Below are 22,899 nucleotides of genomic sequence, written 5' to 3' on the forward strand. Positions count from 1 at the left end.
TGAGGAGCGCTTTTCACGTAGCAGGACGTGTATCGATCTACTTCAGAGTCACCTTGTAATACAGCGGCTTCGACTTCCACGTAAAGATCACATCATCGACACGCTCGGAGTAGCCACCAGTGGAGTTGGTGTACCACAGCGGGATTGCTGGAAGGTCCTTCATGAGTACCGCTTCGGCATCGTTGACCCGCTCAACGCTCTCCTCTTCGTTGGCTGCCGCCGCCGCTTTCTGCAGAAGCGAATCAAACTCGGGGTTGGAATAGTCGGCGTCGTTAGTCGCAGCACCTGTGGCATACAGCGGCTCCAAGAAGCTCGACGGCGACGGGTATACCGACTGCCAGCCGGTGCGGAACGCACCCTCGATCGTCTTGTTCGTGACCTCATCGCGCAGCGATTTGAAATCCGGATACGGCGCTGGCTGCGCATCAATGTCAAGGGTGTTTCGAATGAAGTTCACGACAGCATCGACCCACTCCTTGTGACTACCGTCGGAGTTATACGCCACGGTGAACGGCCCCTTGAATGGCTTCATCTCCTCCGCCTTGGCCCACAGCTCGCGCGCCTTGTCCGGGTTATAGGTCAGGACCTCGTTGCCAGGGATGTCTGTGGCACCGTCGTTAAGCACAGGCGATGTGAAATCCACCGCCGGAGTGTTCGTCCCTTGGAAAATGGTCTGGGTAATCTCCTCGCGGTCAATGGCCATGGACAGTGCTTGTCGACGCAACGCCCCCGCCTCCCCACTAAAGTTCTCATCCCCGGCGGGGATAGTAATGGACTGGAAAATTGCAGCAGGCTCGTTCACTGCGCGCTCGCCGAGATCAGTTTCAAAGTTGGCCATGGCCGAGGACGGAACCGAGTCCAAAACATCCAGGTTCCCCGAAAGCAAGTCAGCATAGGCCGCACTGGCGTCGGCATAGAAAACGAAGTTCAGACCATCGTTCTGCGCCTTGCGGTCACCTTCATACTTCTCGTTGGGAACGAGGATCGCATTCTGGTTATGGTTCCATTCCTGCAGCTTATAAGGTCCACTTCCCACTGGGTTTTGGCCATAGGCGTCGATGTCATCGAAGGCTGATTCGTGCATGGGGAAAAAGACGGAATAGCCCAAACGAGTCTCGAAATCCGCTGTGGGCTCATCAAGTTCAATGGTGAACGTCTTCTCATCGACAACCTTGAGCCCTTCCATACTCCCTGCTCCTTCCTCGTAGCCCTTGATGGGCTCGAAGAAATAGGCAGAGAGCATGCTGTTCTTTACAGCGTTGTTCCACGTATCGACGTAGTCCTGGGCACGCACCGGGGAGCCATCGGAGAACACCGCATCCTCCTTGAGTGTGACCTTGTACGTCACGTCATCGGTCTTCTCGATGCTCTCTGCTTGGTCGTTGTGCACCTCACCGTTCTCATCGAAGTACACGAGTCCCGAGTAGATGAGGTCGATGAGCGTTGCTCCCGGAACATCGCTGGTATCTGCAGGGATGAGCGGCTTTTGGGGTTCGGTGGAGTTGGTACTGATGAAATCAACATCCGCCGCATCACCGGATCCATCTCCTCCGCATGCGGTCAGGCCAGTTGCTGCGACGACAGCGGCGAGGCTCGCACCGACTTTTGTCCATTGCATGAGTTCTCCTTAGGGATATCGCGTGTGTGAATTCCCTCATAACAATACGACGATATGTCGCACCCCACTCAGTAAATGCACTCTCCGCCGCCGGAACCTTGCGCAGATCCCCTGTGTAACGCCTGTCAACATCCTCGGCTCCTACCCCACGCCGCCTCCCCAGTCGCACCACCGCCAAACAGCCTTTTTCGCGTTTTCGTAGCAGCACAACCGCGCCGGCAAACATTATTGCGCGCTGATAAGCCCTTGGCAGCTGTCGTTGAATACCCATAAAACCTCTCACAGCTTGACCAATCCCTTTCCGACCTTCGTTAGCATGTGGGAGGTCGAATTCAGTAAGCGATAACGAACATCGCCTGATGACGGCTTTTCACTTTCATAAGACGTCCCCGATCTATTCCCAGGAGAAATAATATGAAGCGCATTTCCCGCAACCTCACCGCTGCCGCTCTGGCGAGCTCCCTCGCACTGGCTGGCGCCACCGCCGCCAACGCGGAGGAGAACACCGAGCTCAACGGCGACAACCTCGTTGACGCCGTACTGACCACCAACGAGAACAACGACACCGTCAACGGCGAGGCTGAGGGCGACAACGCTGGCAAGACCGAGGGCGAGGCCGGCGACAACGCGGGCAAGACCGAGGGCGAGAAGCAACCGGGCAATGACAAGCAGCCAGGCAAGGGTGATACCAACAAGGAGCCGGGCAAGGGCGATACCAACAAGGAGAAGAGCTCCTTCGACGACATTAAGGCCAAGCTGTCTTCCGAGGAAGGCAAGCCGACCGATCTGGGCATCGCCGCCATCGTCCTCGGCGTCCTTGGCGCAATCGCTGCTGCCGTTCCGGCCGCTGCTCAGGCTCTGAACATCAAGCTTCCGTTCTAATCACTGAAGCTTGAACGTCCTAAGGGACGTCGTTAAGCGCACAGGCACCCCCACCACCATCGCGTGGATTGGGGGTGCCTTTGTGTGTTCATGGGGAGTACTCCCGAAAACCGAAGGATTTTCGTCTTACATCAGCCGCAGGCGTGGGATCTGGGTTACACTCCGAACCCAACCGGCACCGGTTAACGGAATGATTCATTCCACTTTCCATCACCCTTTCACCTACTACCTATTCTCGGAGTACTTATGTCTAACTTCTCTCGCGGCCTGCTTGCCGCAACCCTGACCAGTTCACTCGCATTCGCTGGGGCCACCGCCGCCTCTGCTGAGGAAGCTGCCACCACCAACTGCGGTTCCCCGAAGGCCGAGTTCACTGCCACCGTTGATGGCAAGGAGCACACCTTCAAGAAAGTCAGCGAATTCCTGTGGCAGGCCACCGACGATGAAAAGGTCGAGTTAAACCGCGCCGAGATCTTCGATCTGGCCAAGGCTGGCGAAGACGTATGCAATTCCGAACCTATCGATATCGACGACGAGTCCGACGGCAACACCGGCGGCGGCGATGACGCTGACAACGACGACGAGTCTGAGGGCGGCGATGACGACGAGTCCGACGACAACACCGGCGGCGACGATGACGCTGACAACGACGACGAGTCTGAAGGCGACGATGACGAGTCCGAGGGCGACAAGGATAAAAACAAGGACAAGAGCTCCTTTGATGGCATCAAGGATGCACTATCCTCCGAGGACGGCAAGCCGACCGACCTGGGCATCGCAGCAATCGTCATTGGCGTCCTTGGCGCACTGGCTGCAATCATCCCGAATGCTGCACGCGCACTGGGCATCAAGCTTCCGTTCTAACCTGAAGCACTAAAACGCCATTTCTTCGGCGTTGACTAGTCACCCCCATCACTTCATTCAAGTGATGGGGGTGTTTTCGATGTCCGGAAAACACCCGTTAGCTAAGGGTCAGATTAAAAATAGTCAAATTTATATTCAAAGCTGCGACATCCGCTTCGCGAGCGACCTACACTCTTGCCTCAGCCGGTACCGGTTATCTGATTGGTTCTTAAACCTTTCCGATTCACTATTTTTCACTTCTATTTCATCTCTATTGGAGACAACATGAATAACTTCTCCCGCGGCCTGCTCGCCGCAACCCTGACTGGCTCTCTCGCATTCGCTGGCACCACCGTCGCCTCTGCTGAGGAAGCTGCCACCACTACCAACTGCGGTTCCCCGAAGGCTGAGTTCACTGCCACCGTCAACGGCAAGGAGCACACTTTCAAGAAGGACAGCGAATTCGTCTGGACGTCCACCACCGATAAGAACGTCCAGCTGTTCCGCGCCCAGATCTTCGATCTGGCCAGGGCCGGCGCAGCAGTGTGCGACTCCGAATCGATCGACCTCGGCGATTGGGGCGCTTCCCAGGGCGGCCCGGGTAAGGTCGACTACGATATCGTCGACGGCGAGCGCCAGGATCCTGCACCTGTCGAGGACGAAGACAAGGACAAGGACAAGGACAAGGACAAGAACGAGCAGGATAAGGATAAGGACAACAAGGATAAGGGCGAGCAGGACAAGGATAAGGACAACAAGGACAAGGACAAGGACACCGAGCCGTCCAAGGACAAGAAGAGCTCCGTTAAGGATGAGCTCTCTTCCGAGGACAACAAGCCGACCCCGCTCGGCATCGCTGCTATCGTTGCCGGCGTTCTCGCCGTCATCGCAGCTGCCTTCCCGTTCGTCAAGAACGCCCTGAAGCTCTAAGTCTTTAACGCCTGTTGCACAGGCACCTAATACCAGCGCCTCCGCGCCACAGAACCTGTGGCACGGGGCGCTTTCACTTACCCCCACAACGCAGTTGCGGGACACACTTCACAAACTGACGTGATGCGGACTACACTAGGCACCCATAGATTGTTCAACAATTCGAGAACTATAGAAGAGGTGTCCTCCTGTCATGAGCACGCTGCACATAGACCTCAACGCTGACCTCGGCGAAACCACCGCCGGCAACCCCGTGGCCGATGACGCCGCGATGCTCCAGCTCGTCTCCTCCGCCAACGTCGCCACCGGCTTCCACGCCGGCGATCCGCACTCCATCGCGGGCACACTCAAGGCGGCGGCTGAGGCGGGAGTCACCGTCGGCGCACACGTTGGATACAACGACCCAGCAGCATTCGGGCGCCGCTTCATCGATTACGATCCTGCCGAGCTTGCCGACGAAGTCACTTACCAAATCGGCGCCCTCCAAGCCCTGGCCCAGGCCAACGGAACCCGCGTTGCCTACGTCAAGCCGCACGGCGCGATGTACAACACCATCGTCCACCACGAGGCCCAGGCCCACGCCGTTATCGACGGCATCAAGGCCTTCGGTGATCTGCCCGTCATGCTGCTACCCGGCGGCATCGCCGTTGACATCGCCGAGAAGAAAGGACTCACCGTCATCCGTGAGGCCTTCGCTGACCGCAACTACAACCCCGATGGCACACTCGTCTCCCGGCGAGAAGCGAATGCGGTGATGGGTGATGAGGGGGACGTCGTCAAGCGCGTGCTCGAAGTCGCCGAAACCGGATCCATCACCGCCATCGACGGCTCCGTACTCAACGTGGATGCCCAGTCGGTGTGCACGCACGGTGATTCGCCCGGCGCGGTGCAGCTGCTGCGCGGTGTGGTCAAGGAACTGCAGGCGCGCGGGATTGAGATTCGGAGCGCCATCTGATGCATATTCACCCCGTAGGAACGCGCGCGCTGCTCGTGGAGCTGGAGGACTTGTCCCAGGTCATGGCGTGGCATGCGGCCCTCGACGCTAATCCGCTCAAGGACCAAGTCGACGCGATTGCTGCTGCCACCACCCTGCTGTTGACCTTTGCCACGCCGAACTCCGCCGCCGCAGCCGCTGAGAAGCTCCAGGACTTCCACCCCACCGCGCAGGCGGGCGAAGATCCGCGCTTTGTGGAAATCGACGTTCTCTATGACGGCGAGGACCTCGATGAGGCCGCCGAGTTGATGGGGATGTCGCGCGAAGGCCTCATTGACTGGCACACGTCTACCGAGTGGCTCGCGGCCTTCGGTGGCTTCGCCCCCGGCTTTACCTATTGCACCCCGGCTGACCCGGCGCAGAACTTTAACATCGAGCGCCGCGCCACCCCGCGCACCGCGGTGCCGGCGGGTGCCGTGGGTATTGCTGGCGGTTTCTCCGCTGTCTACCCGCGCGTCTCCCCCGGCGGCTGGCAGCTGCTGGGTACTACCTCGACGCCGATGTGGGAATCCGATGCCCACCCGCCAGCGCTGGTGCAGCCCGGTGACCGCGTGCGCTACCGTGCGGTGAGCTCACTGCCAGAGGTGGTGTCCACCACGCCTTTTGGCCGCCGTACACCGGCACGCCTGCCGCGCTTGGAGGTCCTCGATGCCGGCCTGCTCACCCTCTTCCAGGATCAGGGCCGCCCGGGCCGCGGCAACTTGGGTGTCACGCCTTCGGGCGCGGCCGACCTGGCAGCGGCCGCTACCGCCAACGTCGCGGTGGGCAACCCCCGCGGCGCCACCGTGTTAGAGAATATCGGCGGCATTCGCCTGCGCGCGCTGACCGACGCCGTCGTGTGCGTCACCGGCGCCCAATCCCGCGTCCTGCTGGACGATATGCCGGTGCACCTCGCGCGCCCGGTGCTCGTCACCGCTGGCTCAACGGTGACCGTGGATCCCGCGACGGTGGGCCTGCGCAACTACATCGCTATCCGCGGCGGCATCGTCGCGGATGCAGAGCTGGGCTCGGCCTCCACCGATGTGCTCTCCGGGCTGGGGCCTGCGCCAGTGCGGCTGGGCGATGTCATTGGTGTCCTCCCCCGCTCCACCGCAATGACCGATGCCCAGCTGAGCAACCCGATGCGCGTTCGCGAAGGCGCGAATGGCCAGACCGAGGGCGTGCTGCGTTGCGTGCTCGGCCCGCGCGATGACTGGTTTACTCCCGAGAGCCTGGAAGCATTCCTGGCCACGGAGTGGACTGTGACCGCGCAATCCAACCGCGTGGGCGTTCGCCTGGTCGGCCCGGAGGGATCCGTAGCGTTGGGCCGCGCCCGCGAGGGCGAGCTGCCCTCGGAGGGCATGGTTGCCGGTTCGGTCCAGGTCCCGCCGAGCGGCGAGCCCGTGATTTTCCTCCGCGATCACGCCGTGACCGGTGGCTACCCGGTCATCGCTACTGTCCTTGAAGAAGATATTGATATTGCCGCGCAGCTCCCGCCGGGGGCGACGGTCCGCTTTGAACTCGCTTAACCACTAGTAAAGGAACACCCACCCATGATCTCTGCAGTCCTTATTGCTAACCGCGGCGAGATCGCCGTCCGTATTGCCCGCACCGCGCGTGACCTGGGCATCCGCTCCATCGCCATTTACTCCGAAGCCGATGCCGGCGCCCTGCACACCCAGGTGGCTGAGGAAGCTTATGCGCTTCCCGGCAACTCCGCGGCGGATACCTACATGAACATCCCGGCGCTCCTCGATATCGCCGTGCGCGCCGGCGCTGACGCCATCCACCCCGGTTATGGCTTCCTCTCGGAGAACGCCGACTTTGCCCGCACCGTAGCGGAGGCCGGCCTGACGTGGATTGGCCCCTCACCGGAGTCCATCGAGCTGCTCGGTGACAAGATTGCTGCGCGCCGCGTGGCCGAGGAGGTCGGCGCCCCGCTGGCACCGGGTACCTCCGATCCCATCGATGACTGGCAGGAGGCCCGAGCCTTCGCTGAGGAGCACGGCCTGCCCATCGCCATCAAGGCGGCTTATGGCGGCGGCGGACGCGGCCTCAAGGTGGTGGAAAACCTCGAGGACATCGAGGCTGCCTTCAACTCCGCCGGCCGCGAAGCCAAGGAGGCTTTCGGGCGCGCGGAGTGCTACGTGGAGAAGTTCCTGACCCACCCGCGCCACGTGGAGGCACAGATTCTGGCCGATACGCACGGCAACGTCGCCGTGCTGGGCACCCGCGATTGCTCCACGCAGCGCCGCTTCCAGAAACTCATCGAGGAGGCCCCGGCGCCCGCGCTTAGCGACGAGCAGCGCACCGGCATCCACGAAGGCGCCCGCGCCATCTGCGCGAAGGTCGGCTACACCGGTGCCGGCACCGTCGAGTACATCGTCTCCGAGGATGGCACGATCTCCTTCCTCGAGGTCAATACCCGCGTGCAGGTGGAGCACCCGGTGACCGAGATGGTCACGGGCGTGGACATCATTGCGGAGCAGTTCCGCATCGCCTCCGGCGAACCCCTCTCCTTCGCGTCCGATTCCCCGTCTGATTCCTCTTCCTCGTCTGAAGCGCAAGCTTCAGACGCATCGGACCCTGTGTCCGATGGCCACGCCTTCGAATTCCGCATTAACGCCGAGGACATCCTCAACGGCTTCGCGCCGTGCCCCGGCACCATCGTGCGCTTCGAGCCGCCGACGGGTCCTGGCATCCGCGTGGATTCGGGCGTGCGCTCCGGTTCCATCGTCCCGCCCTACTATGACTCGCTCGTGGCCAAGCTCCTGGTCTGGGGCCCGACCCGGGAGATCGCGCTGAAGCGCGCGCAGCAGGCGTTGAAGGAATTCGACATCGAAGGTGTACGCACCGTGCTGCCCTTCCACCGCGATATGGTCTCCTCCCAGGTCCTCGTGGACCATGGCGACGCCGATGCCGCGGCCGGCATTTACACCGACTGGCTCGACCACAACTACCGCCCTTCCGCGGAGGCCACGAGCACAACGGTCCCCGTCGAGGCCATCTACGCGCAGCGCACCCGCGTGGCACTGGAAATCGACGGCAAGCTGGTCAGCGTGGGCTTCCCCACCGATATGTTGTCGCAGGGGCAGGCGAAGGGGGCGTCGGCAAGCGCGGCCTCCGGTGCCAGCGCCAGCGGCAACGAGGTGACCTGCCCTTACGAGGCCAACCTCGTGGCGTGGAACGTGGCAGACGGCGACACGGTCGAAGAAGGCCAGGCCATCGCCACGATTGAGGCCATGAAGATGGAATCCGCGGTCAAGGCCCCGTCTGCCGGAAAGCTGAGCCGCGTGGCGAAAGAAGGATCCAGGCTGGAACCGGGCGCGGTGATCGCCACGATTTCTTAAGCGGCGGGCTACTGTAAGTCGCATGCTTGCAGATTCCGTCGCCTCCGCGCTTCGCGCCGCCATCTCCGAGGGCGAGTACATGCCCGGACAGCAGCTCAGCGAGGTCCGCTCGGCCGAGCGCTTTGAATGCTCCCGCAACACCTTGCGGGAGTCTTTCGCCATGCTCGCTTCCGAGCGCATCGTGGAGCGCATCCCGCACAGGGGCGTGTTCATTGCCACCCCGGATGCCGATTTCGTGCGCGATCTGTACTTTGCGCGCGCTGCCATCGAGCCGGCCGCGGCGCGCTATGCCACCTTCGAAGACCCAGGCGAGCTGGTGCGGCTGACCGAATCCGCCGTGCTTTCCGACGCACCCCGCCCCCTCATCAACCAGCGCTTCCACCGGCAGTTGGTCGCTGGCTTGGGCTCGCCGACGCTGGACCGCTCCATGTCGCACCTGCTGGCGCGGATGCGCTTGACCTTCTTGTTGACGCTGGAACGCTACCCGCAGATTCACGATAATCACGTCCAAGCCAACATCGACTTGGCCCACCTCATCGCGCAAGGCGAGCGTGAGGCCGCCGCCGATGCCTGCCGCGCGGACTTGATGCGCGCGATGGAATCGATTCTCCGGGTCCTTTAACTGCGCCTGCGCTCCTGTTAGCCGGTTCCACCCGCGCGAAACTGCTCGGCCCACATGGTTCTAGTGAGATGGTTCGGGTCAAAAGGTTCGTTTACCCCCAAGTGAACCATGTACGCATTCACAGAAGGTTTGTTTGCCCCCAAACAAACCTTCTGACCAGAACCATCTGAGTAGAACCATGTATCGGCGTCATGAGAGCTAGAGGAAAACGCCACCGAACTGGGGCTCAGGGGATGAGGAAGTCGCGATCCGGGATATCGGTGACGAGCATCTTGCCCGGGGCATGCGTAATGGCCAGGCTGGGACGCGAGTTCATCACGATGGCCTGCGGAGTCACGCCGCACGCCCAAAAGACCGGGATGGTGCCCTCGGGAACGTCGACAGCTTCGCCGAAATCAGGCTGAGATAGGTCCTCGATGCCGATGGCGGCTGGGTCGCCCACGTGAACCGGAGCGCCATGGACTCCCGGGTAGCGGGAGGTGATGCGGACGGCATCGGACACCTGGCTCGCAGGAATCGGGCGCATGGAGACCACCATGGGCCCCGAAAAGACGCCCGTCGGCGTGCAGGGAATCGTCGTGCGATACATCGGCACGTTGCGGCCCTGGTCAATGTGAGCGATGGAAATGCCGTTTTCCACAAGCGCATTCTCAAAGGTAAAGGAACAACCGATGAGGAAGGAGACGATGTCGTCGGAGTAAAACGGGGAAGCGTCGTCAAGCGTCTGCGTGAGCTGGCCGTCCTCGTAGATGTTGTAGGCGGCGATGTCGGTGCGGATGTCGCCGCCCGGGATGAGCTCAGAGGTGTACTGCCCCGCCTCCAGCACGCCGACGATGGGGCACGGCTTGGGATTGCGCTGAGCGAAGAGGAGGAAATCAAAAGCGTACTCGCTCGGCAGCGCGATGAGGTTGGCCTGCATGAAGCCGCGAGCGCGGCCGGCAGTGGTGGTCATGTCGTGTGCGCGGGCAAAGGCGCGCACCTCTGATGGGGTCTGCATCATGCCCATAGGTTAACGATTCCGGAGATGGATTTGATACCGATGAAGATTTCCAGCACGAGCGCTAGCACGCCAGCGATGAGGAGCCACATCGGCTGCTTGACACCGTGGGTGAGGTCGTGGCGCTTGAACGCGACCCACATGATCATGGCGAAGGCGATAGGCAGGATGATGCCGTTGAAGGCGCCCGCGAAGATGAGGAGCTTCTGCGGCGCGGAGTTGAGAATGCCGTAGAGGATGGCGCAGACCACGATGAACCCGACGGTCAGGAAGTTGCGGGTGCGCGGGCTGACCTTCTGAGTGGTCACGAAGGTGATGGAGGTGTAGGAGGCACCGATAACGGAGGACAGACCTGCGGCGAAGAGGACGACGCCGAAGGCGCGGAGGCCGAACTCGCCGGCGGCGTGGCGGAAAGCATCGGCAGCGGTGTTGTCTTCAGAGAGCGCAACACCAGTAGACACAACGCCGAGGACCGCGAGGAAGAGCAGCACGCGCATGATGCCGGTGACGATGATGCCGAGAACGGAGGTCTTGGTAATCGCGTTGACGTTCTCCGGGCCCGAGAGGCCGGAGTCGATGAGACGGTGCGCACCGGCGAAGGTGATGTAGCCGCCCACCGTACCGCCGATGAGAGTGGTGATGACGAAGAAATCGACGCTCTCCGGCATGACGGTGTTCTTCAGGGCCTCGCCTACCGGCGGCTGGGAAACAATCGCCACGTAGAGCATGAGCAGAATCATGATGGCGCCCAGCGCGGCGACGATGCGGTCGAGCGCTATGCCTGCGCGCTTGGACAGGAAGATGAAGATGGCGATGGCGGAAGCGATGAGGCCACCAATGCGGGCATCGATGCCGAGCATGGCGTTCAGGCCCAAGCCGGAGCCGGCGATGTTGCCGATATTAAAGACCATGCCGCCGATGAAGACCAGGATGGCGAGGAACCATCCGAGGCCGGGCAGAACGGTGTTGCCCAGCTCGTTGGCACGCATACCGGAGATGGCAAGCACGCGCCACACGTTCAGCTGAATGGCGATGTCGACGATGATCGACAGCGCAATGGCGAAGGCAAAGGCCGCGCCCATTTGGACGGTGAAGACGGAGGTTTGGGTCAAAAAGCCGGGGCCGATGGCGGAGGTGGCCATGAGGAACATGGCGCCGGCCATGGCGCCGATGCCCTTGGGAGGCTGCGCTTGTGTCGGCGCGTTGTGGGCGGTTTCCCGGGAAGCGGAGGGGTTGGTGGATTCCAAGCTCATTGTTGGGCACCTTTCGTGACGAAGGTCGCATTAAACGTTGGTGAAAGCATAGGGGTTGTTCAACAATCTGTAAACAGCGCGGGGGTGGCGCACGTTACACCCTTGCCAAAATTGCAGCAGCCCACACATCCTGACCGCACACCGTTGCACACCTCCAAAAGGTGACCTAGGATACTAAGTTAACTAATCGTCATTCGTATTCATCAACGGAGGAACCCATGCCCCAGGACATCTACATCGCCGGGGCTGCACGCCTGCCCATCGGCAAATTTGGCGGCAGCCTCGCGCGCCTCTCCCTCACCGAACTTGGCTCTCTGGCCGCCGAAGCAGCTATTGATCGTTCGGGGCTTTCCGGCGCCGACCTCGACACTGCCGTGGCCTCCAATGTCATGCCCGTCGTGCCGAAGGACCTCTACCTCTCCCGGGCGATTGCCAAGAACGTGGGCATGCCAGACTCCTCCACCGCCATGGGCGTCAACCGCCTGTGCGGCTCCGGCGTCCAGGCCGTCATCAGCGCGGCCCAGCTCCTGCAGTCTGGCGACGGCTCTCTAGCGTTAGCCGTCGGGGCGGAATCGATGAGCAACGCCCCCTACTCCGTCGAAGGCGCGCGCTTTGGCAAGCGCATGGGTGACGGCAAACTCTACGACTGGCTCACCGGCGCGCTTTCCTGCCCTTTCGGCACTGGGCATATGGGCGTGACCGCAGAAAACGTCGCCGCGGATAACAACATCACCCGCGAGCGCCAGGACGAATTCGCCGCCGAATCCCAGGAACGCGCCGCGAAGGCCCGCACGGAAGGTATGCATGCCGAGGAAATCGTCCCGGTCGGCGAGCTGGACTTTGATGAGGGGGTGCGGGAGACGGACGTCGAGAAGCTGGCAAAGCTCAAGCCGGTCTTCCTTAAAGATGGAACCGTCACCGCCGGCAACGCCTCCGGCATCAACGATGGTGCCGCGGCCGCCGTGCTGGCCACCGCGGAGGAAGTGACCAAGCGTGGCCTGGACCCGCTGGCGAAGATTGTGTCCTGGTCCGTCGCGGGCGTGGACCCGACGCGCATGGGCATTGGCCCGGTCGCCGCGGTGCCGAAGGCTTTAGAGAAGGCCGGCCTGAGCCTAGACGATATCGACCTCATCGAATCCAACGAGGCCTTCGCCGCCCAGGCCATCGCCGTGCAGGATCAGCTGGGTTTCGACCCGGCCAAGACGAATATCTACGGCGGTGCCGTCGCGCACGGCCACCCGGTTGGTGCCACGGGCATCATCCTGCTGACCAAGCTGGCTTATGCGCTGCGCCGCGAGGGCAAGCGCTATGGCCTGGTCACCATGTGCATCGGCGGCGGTCAGGGAATCGCCTTGATTATTGAGAATGGAGCGAAGTAAATGAGCATCACCAAGGTAGCCGTCATCGGCGCGGGTTCGATGGGTTCTGGTATTGCGGCACTGTGTGCGTCGGCAGGCATGGACGTCGTGCTGCTGGACCAAGACGCGGAGGGTGCCCAGAAAGGCGTCGAGATCCAGCTCAAGCGCAAGGGCTTCCACCTGCCGGAATTTGCCGAGCGTGTTCGCGCCAGCGATGACTACGCCCTGCTGGAGGACCGCGAGTGGGTCATCGAGGCCATCTTCGAAGACCTGGGCGCCAAGCATTCGCTCTATCAGGCCATTGAGCCTTATTTGTCTGCGGACGCTCTGTTGAGTTCGAATACCTCAACCCTGCCGCTGGCCTCCCTGCTCGAAGGCGTGCCGGAGACCCGCCGCGATAAGTTCGCCATCACGCACTTCTTCAACCCGCCGAAAGTCATGCGCCTGGTGGAGCTCATCGCGTCTGGCCCGACGGAGGCTGCACTGCGCACCACCATCGAGCAAACCCTGGGCAAGATTGCGCTCGAGTGCCGCGACACCCCGGGCTTTATTGCCAACCGCGTGGGCTGCTACTGGATGGCTGCCGGCGTGGCCCGCGCTCGCGAGTTCGGCGTGAGCTACGAGCTTGCCGACGCTTCTTTCGGCCGTGCCTTCGGCATTCCCCGTACCGGCATTTTCGGGCTGCTCGATTACATCGGATTGCAGCTGGTCAAGCCTATTTGGACGTCGTTGGAGACGGCCCTGCCGGCAGGCGATCCGCTTCTCGACGTCCCCCTCGGTGATGATCCCTTCATCGCAGGGCTCGTTTCTCGGGGGCTGACCGGCCGCACCGGTGAGGGTGGCTTCTACCGCGGCCGCAACGAGGTCATTTCTGAGTCCTACGAGTATGTGCCCCGCTCAACGTTGTCTGATCCCGTCGTGGGCCTCAAGGATCCCCGCGAGGTCATGGACACCGACTCCCCCGGCGGCCGCTTCGCCCGCGCGGTCTTCCTCGACACGCTGGCCTACTGCTGCGAGGTCGCGCCCTCCATCGCGGACCACGTGGGCCTCATCGATGAGGGCCTCACCTTGGGCTTCGGTTGGAAGAAGGGCATCTTCGCGCTTGCCGACGCCATCGGCATCGACCACGTCGCCTCCGCCTACGGCTCCGATGTTCCTGCATTGGTCTCGGCCGCTGCACAGGCTGGGGGCTTTTATGGTGAGGGCTCGGTGCTCTCCTCGACCGGTACGCGCCAGGAACTCGCGCCGCGCGAAGGCGTAGTCACTCTGGCTTCGCTTGAAACTGAGACCCTCGTTTCTCTGGAGGCGGGCGCGGTGCACGCGGTGTCCACGTCTGCTGGGCGCATCGGCATTATCGATTTGCATACGCCGATGAATTCCTTGCCAACCCCTGCCCTCGAAGTTATTCGTGCGGCCCTCGACGCTGTGTCCTCGTCGAATCTCGTCGCGCTGGTTATCGGCAACGACAAACCGGTCTTCTGCGCGGGGGCGGATCTGGCTTCCATTGCGGCTGCAGGTGAATCGGGTTCTGCTTCGCGCGTCGAATCTTTGATTGCGGATGGCTCAAAGACCCTGCGCGCACTCAAGTTCGCTCCGGTCCCCGTGGTGGCGGCTGTGCGGGGTGTTGCGTTGGGCGGCGGCTTTGAAACCGCTTTGGCCTGCGACCGCATCGTGGCGCACGCCGATACGCGCCTCGGTTTCCCGGAGCGCACCGTGGGCCTCTACCCAGGCTGGACGGGCACAATCTCCTCGCTGGAACGCCTCAAGGCGGCCGGTGTCGAGGACTACCACCAGAAGGCCTTCGACTTCATTGCCTCGGCCCGCAACTTCTCCTCTGCTTTCGAAGCCCAGAAGGCTGGCTTCTTGTCCTCGGATGACGTCGTGCTCATGTCTTTCGACCACGTCCTCGCCCATGCTCTGCTCGAGGCCGCCCACTTGGCGGCCTCCTACACCCCGCCCGCCGATGAGCAGATTGAGATGTACTCCGGCTCCCCCGCCTTGGACCGTGACTGGCCCATCGACGGCACCACCGAGAACGACCACGTTATCGTGGCCAAACTCACCGAGATGTACACCGCTCCTAGCTCCACCTCCGCTGCCTCCTCAACTGACGCCCCTGCTCCTGAATCCAGCTCGGACCCGGTTTCACTGAGCTTCACCGAGTTCTGCGAGCGCGAAGTGGAGTTCGACGTGCCGCTGGTCCTCCTGCCGGCCAACGTGGAGCGCGCCAAGCACATGGCAGCCACCCGCAAGCCCCTCAACAACTAGCCTCGGCCGCTTCCACTTCCCAACCCCGTTCCCTTTCGGAGCGGGGTTTCTCCTTGTTCATTGCGACTTGGAGCGGCAATTGTCACGCAAGTTTATGCTAGTCACTTGCAAGTTTGAGCTGGGCATCCTCTTTACAACTTTTAGCCTTGCACATGGTTCCACTCAAAAGGCATTAGTCACATGGTTTACTTGCCCCCAAGTAAACCATCTAGGTGTTTACAAACGGTTCGTTTGCCCCCAAACAAACCTTCTCACTAATGCCTTCTGACTGAAACCCTCTGGCAACGTTCTCGTGCTGCCAAGGAGGCTCGCTAGGCTGAACGAGGTTGCACTGTGTTTAACGCACCGCGCACCTCATTGAGAACTTGTTCTCGGTTCTGGAGAAGATCCCGTGGTGAGTAACGCAACACGATGTATCCGAGATTCTGAAGGTATTTCTCTCTTTGCCGCTCAGCCCGTATCACCGCTTCGGTAGACTTTCCGTAGGTCGCTCCCTCGTACTTCACAGCGCCGTCTATTTCCATGATGATTTTGCCGTTGATAAGCAAGTCCGGCCGATACCCACCCTGAAGCTCTGGCTGAACCACGAGTTTCTTTCCCAGGCCTTCCACAATCAACATGCCGCGCGCATAGGACTCATAGGGAGATTCGGCGAGGGCTGTGGCATGCGTAATCACTCTCCTAGCCTGAGCAGCACCTTTTACACGGCCCATTGCCGTGATCATTGACCGTAATTCGTCAATGCTAAGGAGTCGTTTGCGCAAAGCGGAGTCGACAGCCATCAGCCCTTCCTCAAACGTCGCAAGCCGTGCGACGTCGATGCAGGTGCGTGCAACCGACGTGCACCGAAGCCCGAAGCGCTCAATAATATCTGAGGCTGGCAGCCACATCTTCCGGTACATCACTTTGCTATCCCATTGCCGCCTCGGTGGGACTGTTTTGGATTGCCGTGCTAGAACAACCTGAGCGTTCCGAGACGGCAGCATCCACAAGCCCAACAGTTTGGCCGCAGATCTTTCCACGAGAACTGAACGATGAGCGCTACGCCCGAAGGCAACGATGTCAAAGAGATGGCGTTGGTAGTAAGGAAGAGTTGAATAGTACTCGCTGTTTATTGCGTAACGCGAGGTGAGGCGAATAAGTTCACCTGAAGCAAGCTGTTTCCACACGGGATGGTCGTTCGGAAGGGGTCGTAGGTAAATGAGGTGTGAATCGTCAATCATGTCTCCATCATCATGGCTTCCAGCCCTCAAAAGCTACGGTCGATTCCCCGCCTGTGGATAACTTCGCCCCAGCGACATAATTGGCTGATCCTTCAACAAAGTAATCCACAAGGTTCCCCCCACAAGGCTTCACTCAGAAGTCTCTAGTCAAAAGGCTCGTTTGCACCCAAGTAAACCTTCTAACAGCAAAAAGAAGGTTCGTTTGCCCCCAAACAAACCTTCTCACTAATGCCTTCTGAGCAGAACCATCTTCGACCGCTCACGGCGGTTCCAACAGAGGCCTCCCCACCAGGACTCGAACCTAGAGGGGCCGCGATAGTGGGGAAAAGATGGGCACGGTGAAATAGGGGCCACTTCGAATCGCTACTTGTAGGCCGAGAAGCCCGTAATCTTCTTGCCCATAATCAGGGACTGCACGGTATCGGTTCCTTCGTAGGTGTGCATGGCCTCGATGTCAGCGAAGTGGCGCGCGATGTCGTTTTCCAGCAGGATGCCCACCCCGCCGAGCATGTCGCGGGCATCGGCGGCGATGCGGCGCGCGGCCCGCGTGTTGTGGAGCTTCGCCGCCGAGGCTTGCTCCGGAGCCAAAGTCCCTGCGGTTTCGCGTAATGAGACCTCACGGCAGGTCAGCATCATCTGGCTCAAGTCAAGCACCATGTTGGCCAAGCGTTGCTGAATGATCTGTGCCTTCGCCAGCTCGCGACCAAACTGCACGCGCTCGAGCACATAGGAGCGGGCAATCTCATAGCAGGCCACCGCCGACCCCAGCGCCATCCAGGACACACCAATGCGTGTAGCAGTCAGCACGCGAGACACATCCTTGAAGCTGCGGCAGCCCGGTAGCTGGTTGGCGGCGGGGATTCGGCAATCAGTCAACGTGATGTGCGCCTGGTGGATAGCGCGAAGAGAAAGCTTGCCCTCAATAACGGAAGCCGAATAACCAGGAGCCTCCTGCGGCACGATGAAACCGCCAACATTGCCATCCTCCATGCGCGCATAGATGATCGTGATGCCGCCGGAAGCGCCATTACCAATCCACTTCTTCTCACCGTTGAGCACCCACTCATCGCCATCGCGCACCGCGGTCGTCTCCAAAGCAATCGAGTCCGAACCGTGAGCTGGCTCCGTCAGCCCGAAAGCGCCGAGCAGCGAACACGAAGCCATCTGCGGCAGGTACTCAGCCTGCTGTTCCGGAGAGCCCAGCATCGAAATTGAGCGCATGGCCAGCCCAGCCTGCACCGCAATCACCGTGCCCATCGAGGCATCCGCACGCGTGACCTCCATGAGTGCCAAGCCAGCACCAAGCGTCGACATCTGCTCGTGGCCTTCCACCGCCAAACCATCCGTCATCACGTCCAAGTCGCCCAAGCGCTGAACCAAGTCCAGCGGGTACTCCGCAGCCTGCCAGTGCTGGTTGATCACCGGGGCGGAGTACTCGCGAAACTGCGCCGCACGCTTCCACCCAGCAGCATCTGATGCAGAGAGGTCGTCAAAAACACCCAAGAAATCAGTGGTGGGCTCGAAAAGGTTGTGGGACATAGTAAATTCTCCAACAAACAGGCAATACGAATGGCGATTAGCCCCAATTGTGACCTGACTCTCCCCGGGCTGTCAAGTGCTCCACACATAATGCGATTGCCCCGCACATAACGCGGCCCGACCACACGCAATGCAGCACGACCACGCACGCACAGCCACCAGACAATCCAGTACCCCACCGTCCCCCGCAGCCCGCATCGCAGGTACACTAACCACCATTAGCTCATTGAGGAGGACGCCCACCATGGCCAACCAGAGACGCCGCGACCAAATCGCCGCCGCCGCACTCGACCTCTTTGACCAGCGCGGCTACCACGCCACCGGCATGGAGGACATCGCCAAAGCCGTCGGCATGCGCGCCTCCAGCCTGTACAACCACTACTCCTCCAAACAAGAGCTTCTCGCCGAAGTCACCATCACCGCCATGGAGGACCTCCTGCGCGCCAACGCCGCCTGCCTCGCCGGGCTGAGCGATCCCCGCGACAAGCTCGTCGCCACCATGAAAGCCCACGTCATCTACCACGCCACCCACGCCCGGCGCGTCCGCGTGGTCAACAACGAGCTCACCAACCTCGAAGAGCCCCACAAGTCCGTCGTCCTGCAGCTGCGCCGCGATTATGTCGCCCGCTGGATGGCCGTGGTCAACGAGGGCGACTTCCACGCGGAGAACCTCAAAATCGCCTGCTGGGCGCTCATCGATATGGGCATCGGCGTGGCCCAATGGTTCAGCCCCGACGGTGATTACACCGCCGAGGCTTTAGGTGACATGTACGGCCAGTTCGCCCTGCGCCAACTTACCTAGGGCGCACAACCAATCTGCTGCTCTTCCTCACGCCCATCCGGGTACTGCACGCGCACGCGGGAGTAGACCTCGGCGTGGTAGCCGCAGGCCACGCGCTTGTCGACGACCACCTTCACCCGATCCTCGCTAAACTCGCCCTCCGCGCAGTTGGGATCACAGTTGTTCTCGATGGCCACGCCGTCTGCCTCCGCGGAATCGGCACCCCAGTGCTGCCATTCAAGTTGGTTGACCAAGTAGTTGTTATCCGCACAGGCCAGCGAGATGCGGTCCGGCCCCTCCAGGCCCGTGACGGATACGCAGTCCAAAATGGCGGTGGCATCGATGGTGGTTTCCACGTCTGGGCCTACGAGTCCAACCACGCGCACCAACTGGCCGGTGGCGGGCAGGACGGAGAAGGAGACGCGGTCGGAATCGCGAATCACGGTGACCAGCTGGTCCTCGCCTTCGCCCTCAACGGTGCCGACCTCATTGCCGTCCGCGTCCGCCAGCATGTCATAGGCGATCTTCTGCTGCTCGCTACTCAGTCCCGGCTGGAGCAGCAGCTCCAACGCGCCTAGCGCGCGATTCGGGGCGGAATCCGCCAGCTTTTCCAGCCCAGCACGATCCGTCGCAACGACGAGGTCCTCCGGGTTGATGGAAGGCTGCGGATCGAAGCCCGGCACCTCGCCCTGCGAGGACACCTCCACGGCACCGCCAGCATCCACCGCATATTCGGTGATTGCCGTGGCATCACCAAGCGTATCGACGCGCTTCATGTATTCCTTCGCGGTCACGCCTTTATCCACGGCATCGGGCTGGGTAGCTGCAGCTTCGCCGGCCTGGGTCAGAATCTCCGCAGCCGAGGCGACGGGTTCCGAGTTATTGAGCAGCGGGAAGGCACCGCCGATGAGCGCGAGCACCGCGACGGACGCCGCCGCAATGGTCCACGTGGGGCAGCCCTTCGTGATCTTTACGAGGGTGTCTTCGGAGCGGGTGAGGGAGGCGTCGTCAAGCGCGGTGTCGGGAACGGGGTTGGCGGCGCGGAGTTTGTCGAGAGAGTTAGACATCGGTTTCTCCTGTGAGTTCGGAAAGGTGGGTGCGTGCGCGGTGCAGGCGAACGCGCACGTTGTTGCGGGAAATGCCGAGGACCTCGGCGATATCGGGATGGTCGAGCCCCTCCCAGGCGTGGAGAGTGAGAATTTCGCGCTCGGCGTGCGAGAGCTGCATCAGCGCGCGCGTGATGTCGAGGTTGGCATCGACAGCGTCATAGCCGGCGTAGGACTCCAGCTCGTGATCATCGAGGTTCTCCGTCTCCCGGCGGGTGCGGTAGAACTCGCGCATCACGTTGCGGGCGATGCCATACAGCCACGGCAGCGGCGTGCCGCGCAACGAGTCGAAGCCGGCCCACGCCCGCTCGAAAACGTCGGCCGCCAGCTCTTCGGCATGGCTCGGTGGGACGCGGCGGCGCAGGTAGGCCAGCACCGCCGGATAATGCTCGCGGAACAGGCGGGAGAACTCCCGCTTGCGCGAACCAGGCAAGGTAAGGACAGACACTAATTAACTCCAGATTCCTATTGGGCTCACTGAGTATGTTGCACCAGACGCCCAAGCGTTACAGCGGACTGATCAAATGGTTTACTAAAGGGGATGGAACCTCTCGAGCTCTCCGCCCTGACGGGCACGCAGTCGCGCACCTACGGCACGCGCAAGATCACTAAACACATGATCTCAGCACCTGTGCACGTGGCCATTGCACTGTGGGACGAGCGCTGGGATTCTGCGGAGGACGGGACTATCGACGGCTGGGTCATCGCCGTCAACACCACGAAGACGCGCTTTGTGCGCAAGGGCCAGATCATGAAGGGCGACATCGTTGAGGTGGCCGTCCGCGAATTGGAGAAGGCCACGAAGAATATTCGGGGGCGCAAGTGGATCGTCACCGGCCGCCGGCAGGCAGCGCTGCGGGCTGCGTTGGAGGAGCGCGGTTACACCGTGACGGGGAGTTTTGCGGAGGAGAATAGGGCATCGAAAAGTGCCAGCTCCGTCCGGCGCAAGCAGGCCGGCATCACCTCGCGCCGCGCGAAGAAGGAGGGCGAGGCGCCGCGCAAGAAGCAGGTAGTAAAGGTAGAAACGCCGAAAGCGCACTGGTGGCCGAACTTCTCGACGGCCTCCTCCTGGCCGGAGGGCGCTACCGTGCGCATCGCCACGGATGCCTCCTCGGACACGGTATTCAAGGGCTCCATGTGCTTCGTGGCCAGCAATGGCGACTACCGGTTGCGCACGCGCAAGACGACGGCGAGCACCGATGAGCTTGAGCTCGAATCCTTGACGCTCGCACTGAAGTACCTGCTCAAGGTTGGCGCAACCAAGGCGATCATCGAGTCGGACTCCGTCGCCGCCTTGGAGGCGGTGGAGCAGATTCGGACGAAGGGCTCAAAGGCGGTGCGCTCCCGCGGCATGTGGCGGGGGCTATCCTCGGGCTCGCGCTCGCGCTTCCAGCAGGCATGGCACGACGTGGAGGGGATCTGCGAGGTAACCATCCGTCGGGTGATGGGGCATGCGGGTGACCCGCTGAACCGGGCGGCGGACCAGATTGCGTACATGGGCCTGCGCGCAATTGCGCATCCGATGAAGCAATCGCGGGCGACGCTGAAAGAGGGCATCGCGAAGACGCTGGCTAAGCTCTAATTCGGGGTTCGGCGCACTGGTGGCCTAGGGTAAATCGCATGAGCAATCCCTTTGACTCCAATCCTTTTGAGGAGCCGGCCAAGCCTTTCAGCGGCCGTGGAGCGAACCCCTTCGCGGAGCCCGCGCGTGAGGCGTATGCGGCGCCTTCTGCGACTCCGCCTGTGACGCCTTTCGCGGATCCTTTTGCTGAGCCTTTTGCCGAGTCTGAGCACGCATACGCCCCGGCCCCGCTGCAGGACTATTCCCTCGAGCAGCACTCAACGGGCGGCAAGGTTCACCGCTTTTCCGTCTTCAAGGGCCTGCTCAGCCTGTTCTCATTCTTGGTCGGCTTCACCGCGATTACCGATGGCGACGTAGCCTTCGGCCTCGGCTTCGCTTTGCCCGGCGCGTGGTACTTCATCAAGACGCTGCAGCAGAAAGCCAACCCGACCACGCCGCAGAAGCGCCACTGGTTTGTCATTTGGCTCATCGCCATCGTGCTCATGTTCTTCGGTGCCTAGGCCACAAGCCGCCGCCACACGATGCGCAGCAGCGAATGCGGGGTCGCCACTACCTCGCGCAGGTAGTTCCACGGGCGGTCTCTTCGCGGGGTGCCAACACCATGCGTGCGGACCCGAATCCCTAGGTGCCAGGCCCACATGCGGGTGCGCAGCACGTGGAAGTCATTGGTCACAACGCGGAAGTAGCTATAGTCCGGGCACAGCGCATGTGCGCGCTCAAGATTCTCGTTGGTGCTCGTAGCGAGTGGTTCGAGGCGAATCCGCTCCGGATTAACGCCCCGCTCGATGAGGTAGCGCGCCATCGGCTCCGCTTCCCCGTAACCGGATACGATGATCGGCTCCTCCGGCAGCATGCGAGCCATCACCACCGCGCGGTCCAAGCGGCTGCGCAGCAGCGAGCCGGGCTCGCTGCCCTCCACGCGCGCGCCCAACACCAGAAGCGGAAACTGCATGCCCGCTAGCTTAGCGTGCATACTGGTCAGCATGAGTATGTGCGTAGTCGGCTCTTAAGATCAATCTCCCCGGTCGACTTCCCGCTTTATTCGCCGAGGAGCTGGGAACGCAGGTTCTCGTCCTTCTTCTCTACCTCGGCGGCCATGTTCTCCTGGTAGGCCGCCATCTTCTCCACGAGGGCTGGGTCGCCCGCGGAGAGGATGCGCACGGCGAGCAAGCCGGCGTTCTTGGCACCACCGATGGATACGGTGGCCACCGGAACGCCGCCCGGCATCTGCACGATGGACAACAGTGAGTCGAGACCATCGAGATCCTTCAGCGCGCGCGGGATGCCAATCACCGGAAGCGGCGTGGCCGCGGCAACCATGCCCGGTAGGTGGGCCGCACCACCGGCACAAGCGATGATGGCTTTGAGCCCGCGCTCGTGGGCAGACTTGGCATAAGCCAACATCTTTTCTGGGGTGCGGTGCGCGCTGACGACGCCCACTTCAAAGGGCACGCCGAACTCGGCGAGCACCTCGGCGGCGGGCTTGACGGTGGGCCAGTCGGAATCGGATCCCATGATCAGGCCGACGAGAGGTTCCATGAAAAATCTCCTTCTTTACTAAGGCTTAAGCTCGC

General features: G+C 61.7%; 21 protein-coding genes. 12 read left to right on the top strand and 9 right to left on the bottom strand.

From position 1 onward, the window contains the following. Nucleotides 1–37 precede the first annotated feature (37 nt). Entirely contained in the window at nt 38–1,618 is a 1,581-nt protein-coding gene (locus tag HMPREF2526_RS01150) for a peptide ABC transporter substrate-binding protein (RefSeq protein ID WP_070545316.1), read from the bottom strand. A gap of 414 nt (nt 1,619–2,032) precedes the next feature. Between HMPREF2526_RS01150 and HMPREF2526_RS01155 the strand changes: the two genes are divergently transcribed. The 7 genes from HMPREF2526_RS01155 to HMPREF2526_RS01185 all read left to right on the top strand — a co-directional run bounded on the left by HMPREF2526_RS01155 (nt 2,033) and on the right by HMPREF2526_RS01185 (nt 9,218). Beyond that, nucleotides 2,033–2,500, top strand: a complete 468-nt coding sequence (locus tag HMPREF2526_RS01155) for a hypothetical protein (protein ID WP_070545318.1) — start codon at nt 2,033–2,035, stop codon at nt 2,498–2,500. A gap of 246 nt (nt 2,501–2,746) precedes the next feature. Beyond that, a complete protein-coding gene (locus HMPREF2526_RS13560) occupies nt 2,747–3,364 on the top strand; it encodes a hypothetical protein (protein ID WP_246819838.1) in 618 nt (205 codons plus the stop codon). 264 nt (nt 3,365–3,628) lie between these two features. After that, on the top strand, nt 3,629–4,273 hold the full coding sequence (locus HMPREF2526_RS01165; RefSeq protein WP_070545320.1) for a hypothetical protein: 645 nt from the start codon (nt 3,629–3,631) through the stop codon (nt 4,271–4,273). A 193-nt stretch (nt 4,274–4,466) separates the two neighbouring features. Further along, nucleotides 4,467–5,228, top strand: a complete 762-nt coding sequence (locus HMPREF2526_RS01170; RefSeq protein WP_070545321.1) for a 5-oxoprolinase subunit PxpA — start codon at nt 4,467–4,469, stop codon at nt 5,226–5,228. Then, nucleotides 5,228–6,775, top strand: coding sequence for a 5-oxoprolinase subunit B/C family protein (locus HMPREF2526_RS01175; protein ID WP_070545323.1), 1,548 nt, complete (start codon nt 5,228–5,230; stop codon nt 6,773–6,775). The genes HMPREF2526_RS01170 and HMPREF2526_RS01175 overlap by 1 nt, the downstream gene beginning before the upstream one ends. A 24-nt stretch (nt 6,776–6,799) precedes the next feature. Next, nucleotides 6,800–8,596, top strand: a complete 1,797-nt coding sequence (locus HMPREF2526_RS01180) for an acetyl/propionyl/methylcrotonyl-CoA carboxylase subunit alpha (RefSeq protein ID WP_070545325.1) — start codon at nt 6,800–6,802, stop codon at nt 8,594–8,596. 22 nt (nt 8,597–8,618) lie between these two features. Then, nucleotides 8,619–9,218 (top strand): GntR family transcriptional regulator, encoded by a 600-nt coding sequence (locus HMPREF2526_RS01185; RefSeq protein ID WP_070545327.1) that lies wholly within the window; start codon nt 8,619–8,621, stop codon nt 9,216–9,218. Between the two features lie 226 nt (nt 9,219–9,444). On the opposite strand, the gene HMPREF2526_RS01190 is transcribed toward HMPREF2526_RS01185, so the two are convergent. Both HMPREF2526_RS01190 and HMPREF2526_RS01195 read right to left on the bottom strand, forming a co-directional pair. Then, on the bottom strand, nt 9,445–10,224 hold the full coding sequence (locus HMPREF2526_RS01190) for a putative hydro-lyase (RefSeq protein ID WP_371326137.1): 780 nt from the start codon (nt 10,222–10,224) through the stop codon (nt 9,445–9,447). Then, complete coding sequence (locus tag HMPREF2526_RS01195; RefSeq protein WP_180963917.1) at nt 10,215–11,378, bottom strand: NRAMP family divalent metal transporter; 1,164 nt, start codon at nt 11,376–11,378, stop codon at nt 10,215–10,217. The genes HMPREF2526_RS01190 and HMPREF2526_RS01195 overlap by 10 nt, the downstream gene beginning before the upstream one ends. Nucleotides 11,379–11,686: 308 nt before the next feature. On the opposite strand from HMPREF2526_RS01195, the gene HMPREF2526_RS01200 reads away from it, so the two are divergent. Both HMPREF2526_RS01200 and HMPREF2526_RS13745 read left to right on the top strand, forming a co-directional pair. Then, entirely contained in the window at nt 11,687–12,847 is a 1,161-nt protein-coding gene (locus HMPREF2526_RS01200; protein WP_070545331.1) for an acetyl-CoA C-acyltransferase, read from the top strand. Then, nucleotides 12,848–15,094 carry a 3-hydroxyacyl-CoA dehydrogenase/enoyl-CoA hydratase family protein gene (locus HMPREF2526_RS13745; protein ID WP_070545333.1) on the top strand — a complete coding sequence of 749 codons (2,247 nt, stop codon included), beginning with the start codon at nt 12,848–12,850 and terminating at the stop codon, nt 15,092–15,094. 311 nt (nt 15,095–15,405) lie between these two features. Here HMPREF2526_RS13745 and HMPREF2526_RS12825 read toward each other — a convergent pair whose 3' ends face one another. Both HMPREF2526_RS12825 and HMPREF2526_RS01215 read right to left on the bottom strand, forming a co-directional pair. After that, nucleotides 15,406–16,317, bottom strand: a complete 912-nt coding sequence (locus HMPREF2526_RS12825; RefSeq protein ID WP_083295492.1) for a DUF559 domain-containing protein — start codon at nt 16,315–16,317, stop codon at nt 15,406–15,408. Between the two features lie 363 nt (nt 16,318–16,680). Further along, the gene (locus tag HMPREF2526_RS01215) at nt 16,681–17,856 is read right to left on the bottom strand and encodes an acyl-CoA dehydrogenase family protein (RefSeq protein WP_070509510.1); all 1,176 of its coding nucleotides are present in this window, start codon (nt 17,854–17,856) and stop codon (nt 16,681–16,683) included. Nucleotides 17,857–18,100: 244 nt separating this feature from the next. Between HMPREF2526_RS01215 and HMPREF2526_RS01220 the strand changes: the two genes are divergently transcribed. Next, on the top strand, nt 18,101–18,658 hold the full coding sequence (locus tag HMPREF2526_RS01220; RefSeq protein ID WP_046647001.1) for a TetR/AcrR family transcriptional regulator: 558 nt from the start codon (nt 18,101–18,103) through the stop codon (nt 18,656–18,658). Here the strand turns inward: HMPREF2526_RS01220 and HMPREF2526_RS01225 are convergent. Both HMPREF2526_RS01225 and HMPREF2526_RS01230 read right to left on the bottom strand, forming a co-directional pair. After that, entirely contained in the window at nt 18,655–19,704 is a 1,050-nt protein-coding gene (locus tag HMPREF2526_RS01225) for a hypothetical protein (RefSeq protein WP_070545335.1), read from the bottom strand. The two genes, HMPREF2526_RS01220 and HMPREF2526_RS01225, sit on opposite strands and share 4 nt — an antisense overlap. Beyond that, nucleotides 19,697–20,191: an RNA polymerase sigma factor gene (locus HMPREF2526_RS01230; protein ID WP_046647003.1), complete on the bottom strand. Its 495-nt coding sequence runs from the start codon at nt 20,189–20,191 to the stop codon at nt 19,697–19,699. The genes HMPREF2526_RS01225 and HMPREF2526_RS01230 overlap by 8 nt, the downstream gene beginning before the upstream one ends. A gap of 93 nt (nt 20,192–20,284) precedes the next feature. On the opposite strand from HMPREF2526_RS01230, the gene HMPREF2526_RS01235 reads away from it, so the two are divergent. Both HMPREF2526_RS01235 and HMPREF2526_RS01240 read left to right on the top strand, forming a co-directional pair. Then, nucleotides 20,285–21,325 (top strand): ribonuclease HI, encoded by a 1,041-nt coding sequence (locus HMPREF2526_RS01235; protein ID WP_070545337.1) that lies wholly within the window; start codon nt 20,285–20,287, stop codon nt 21,323–21,325. A 38-nt stretch (nt 21,326–21,363) separates the two neighbouring features. Then, complete coding sequence (locus HMPREF2526_RS01240) at nt 21,364–21,825, top strand: hypothetical protein (RefSeq protein ID WP_049156335.1); 462 nt, start codon at nt 21,364–21,366, stop codon at nt 21,823–21,825. Here the strand turns inward: HMPREF2526_RS01240 and HMPREF2526_RS01245 are convergent. Continuing rightward, a complete protein-coding gene (locus HMPREF2526_RS01245) occupies nt 21,822–22,277 on the bottom strand; it encodes a YdcF family protein (protein WP_070545378.1) in 456 nt (151 codons plus the stop codon). The two genes, HMPREF2526_RS01240 and HMPREF2526_RS01245, sit on opposite strands and share 4 nt — an antisense overlap. Before the next feature lie 86 nt (nt 22,278–22,363). Beyond that, nucleotides 22,364–22,864, bottom strand: coding sequence for a 5-(carboxyamino)imidazole ribonucleotide mutase (purE, locus tag HMPREF2526_RS01250; RefSeq protein WP_046647007.1), 501 nt, complete (start codon nt 22,862–22,864; stop codon nt 22,364–22,366). Between the last annotated feature and the right edge of the window lie 35 nt (nt 22,865–22,899).

Source organism: Corynebacterium sp. HMSC070E08 (assembly GCF_001808895.1).
GTDB classification, from domain to species: Bacteria; Actinomycetota; Actinomycetes; order Mycobacteriales; family Mycobacteriaceae; genus Corynebacterium; species Corynebacterium hiratae.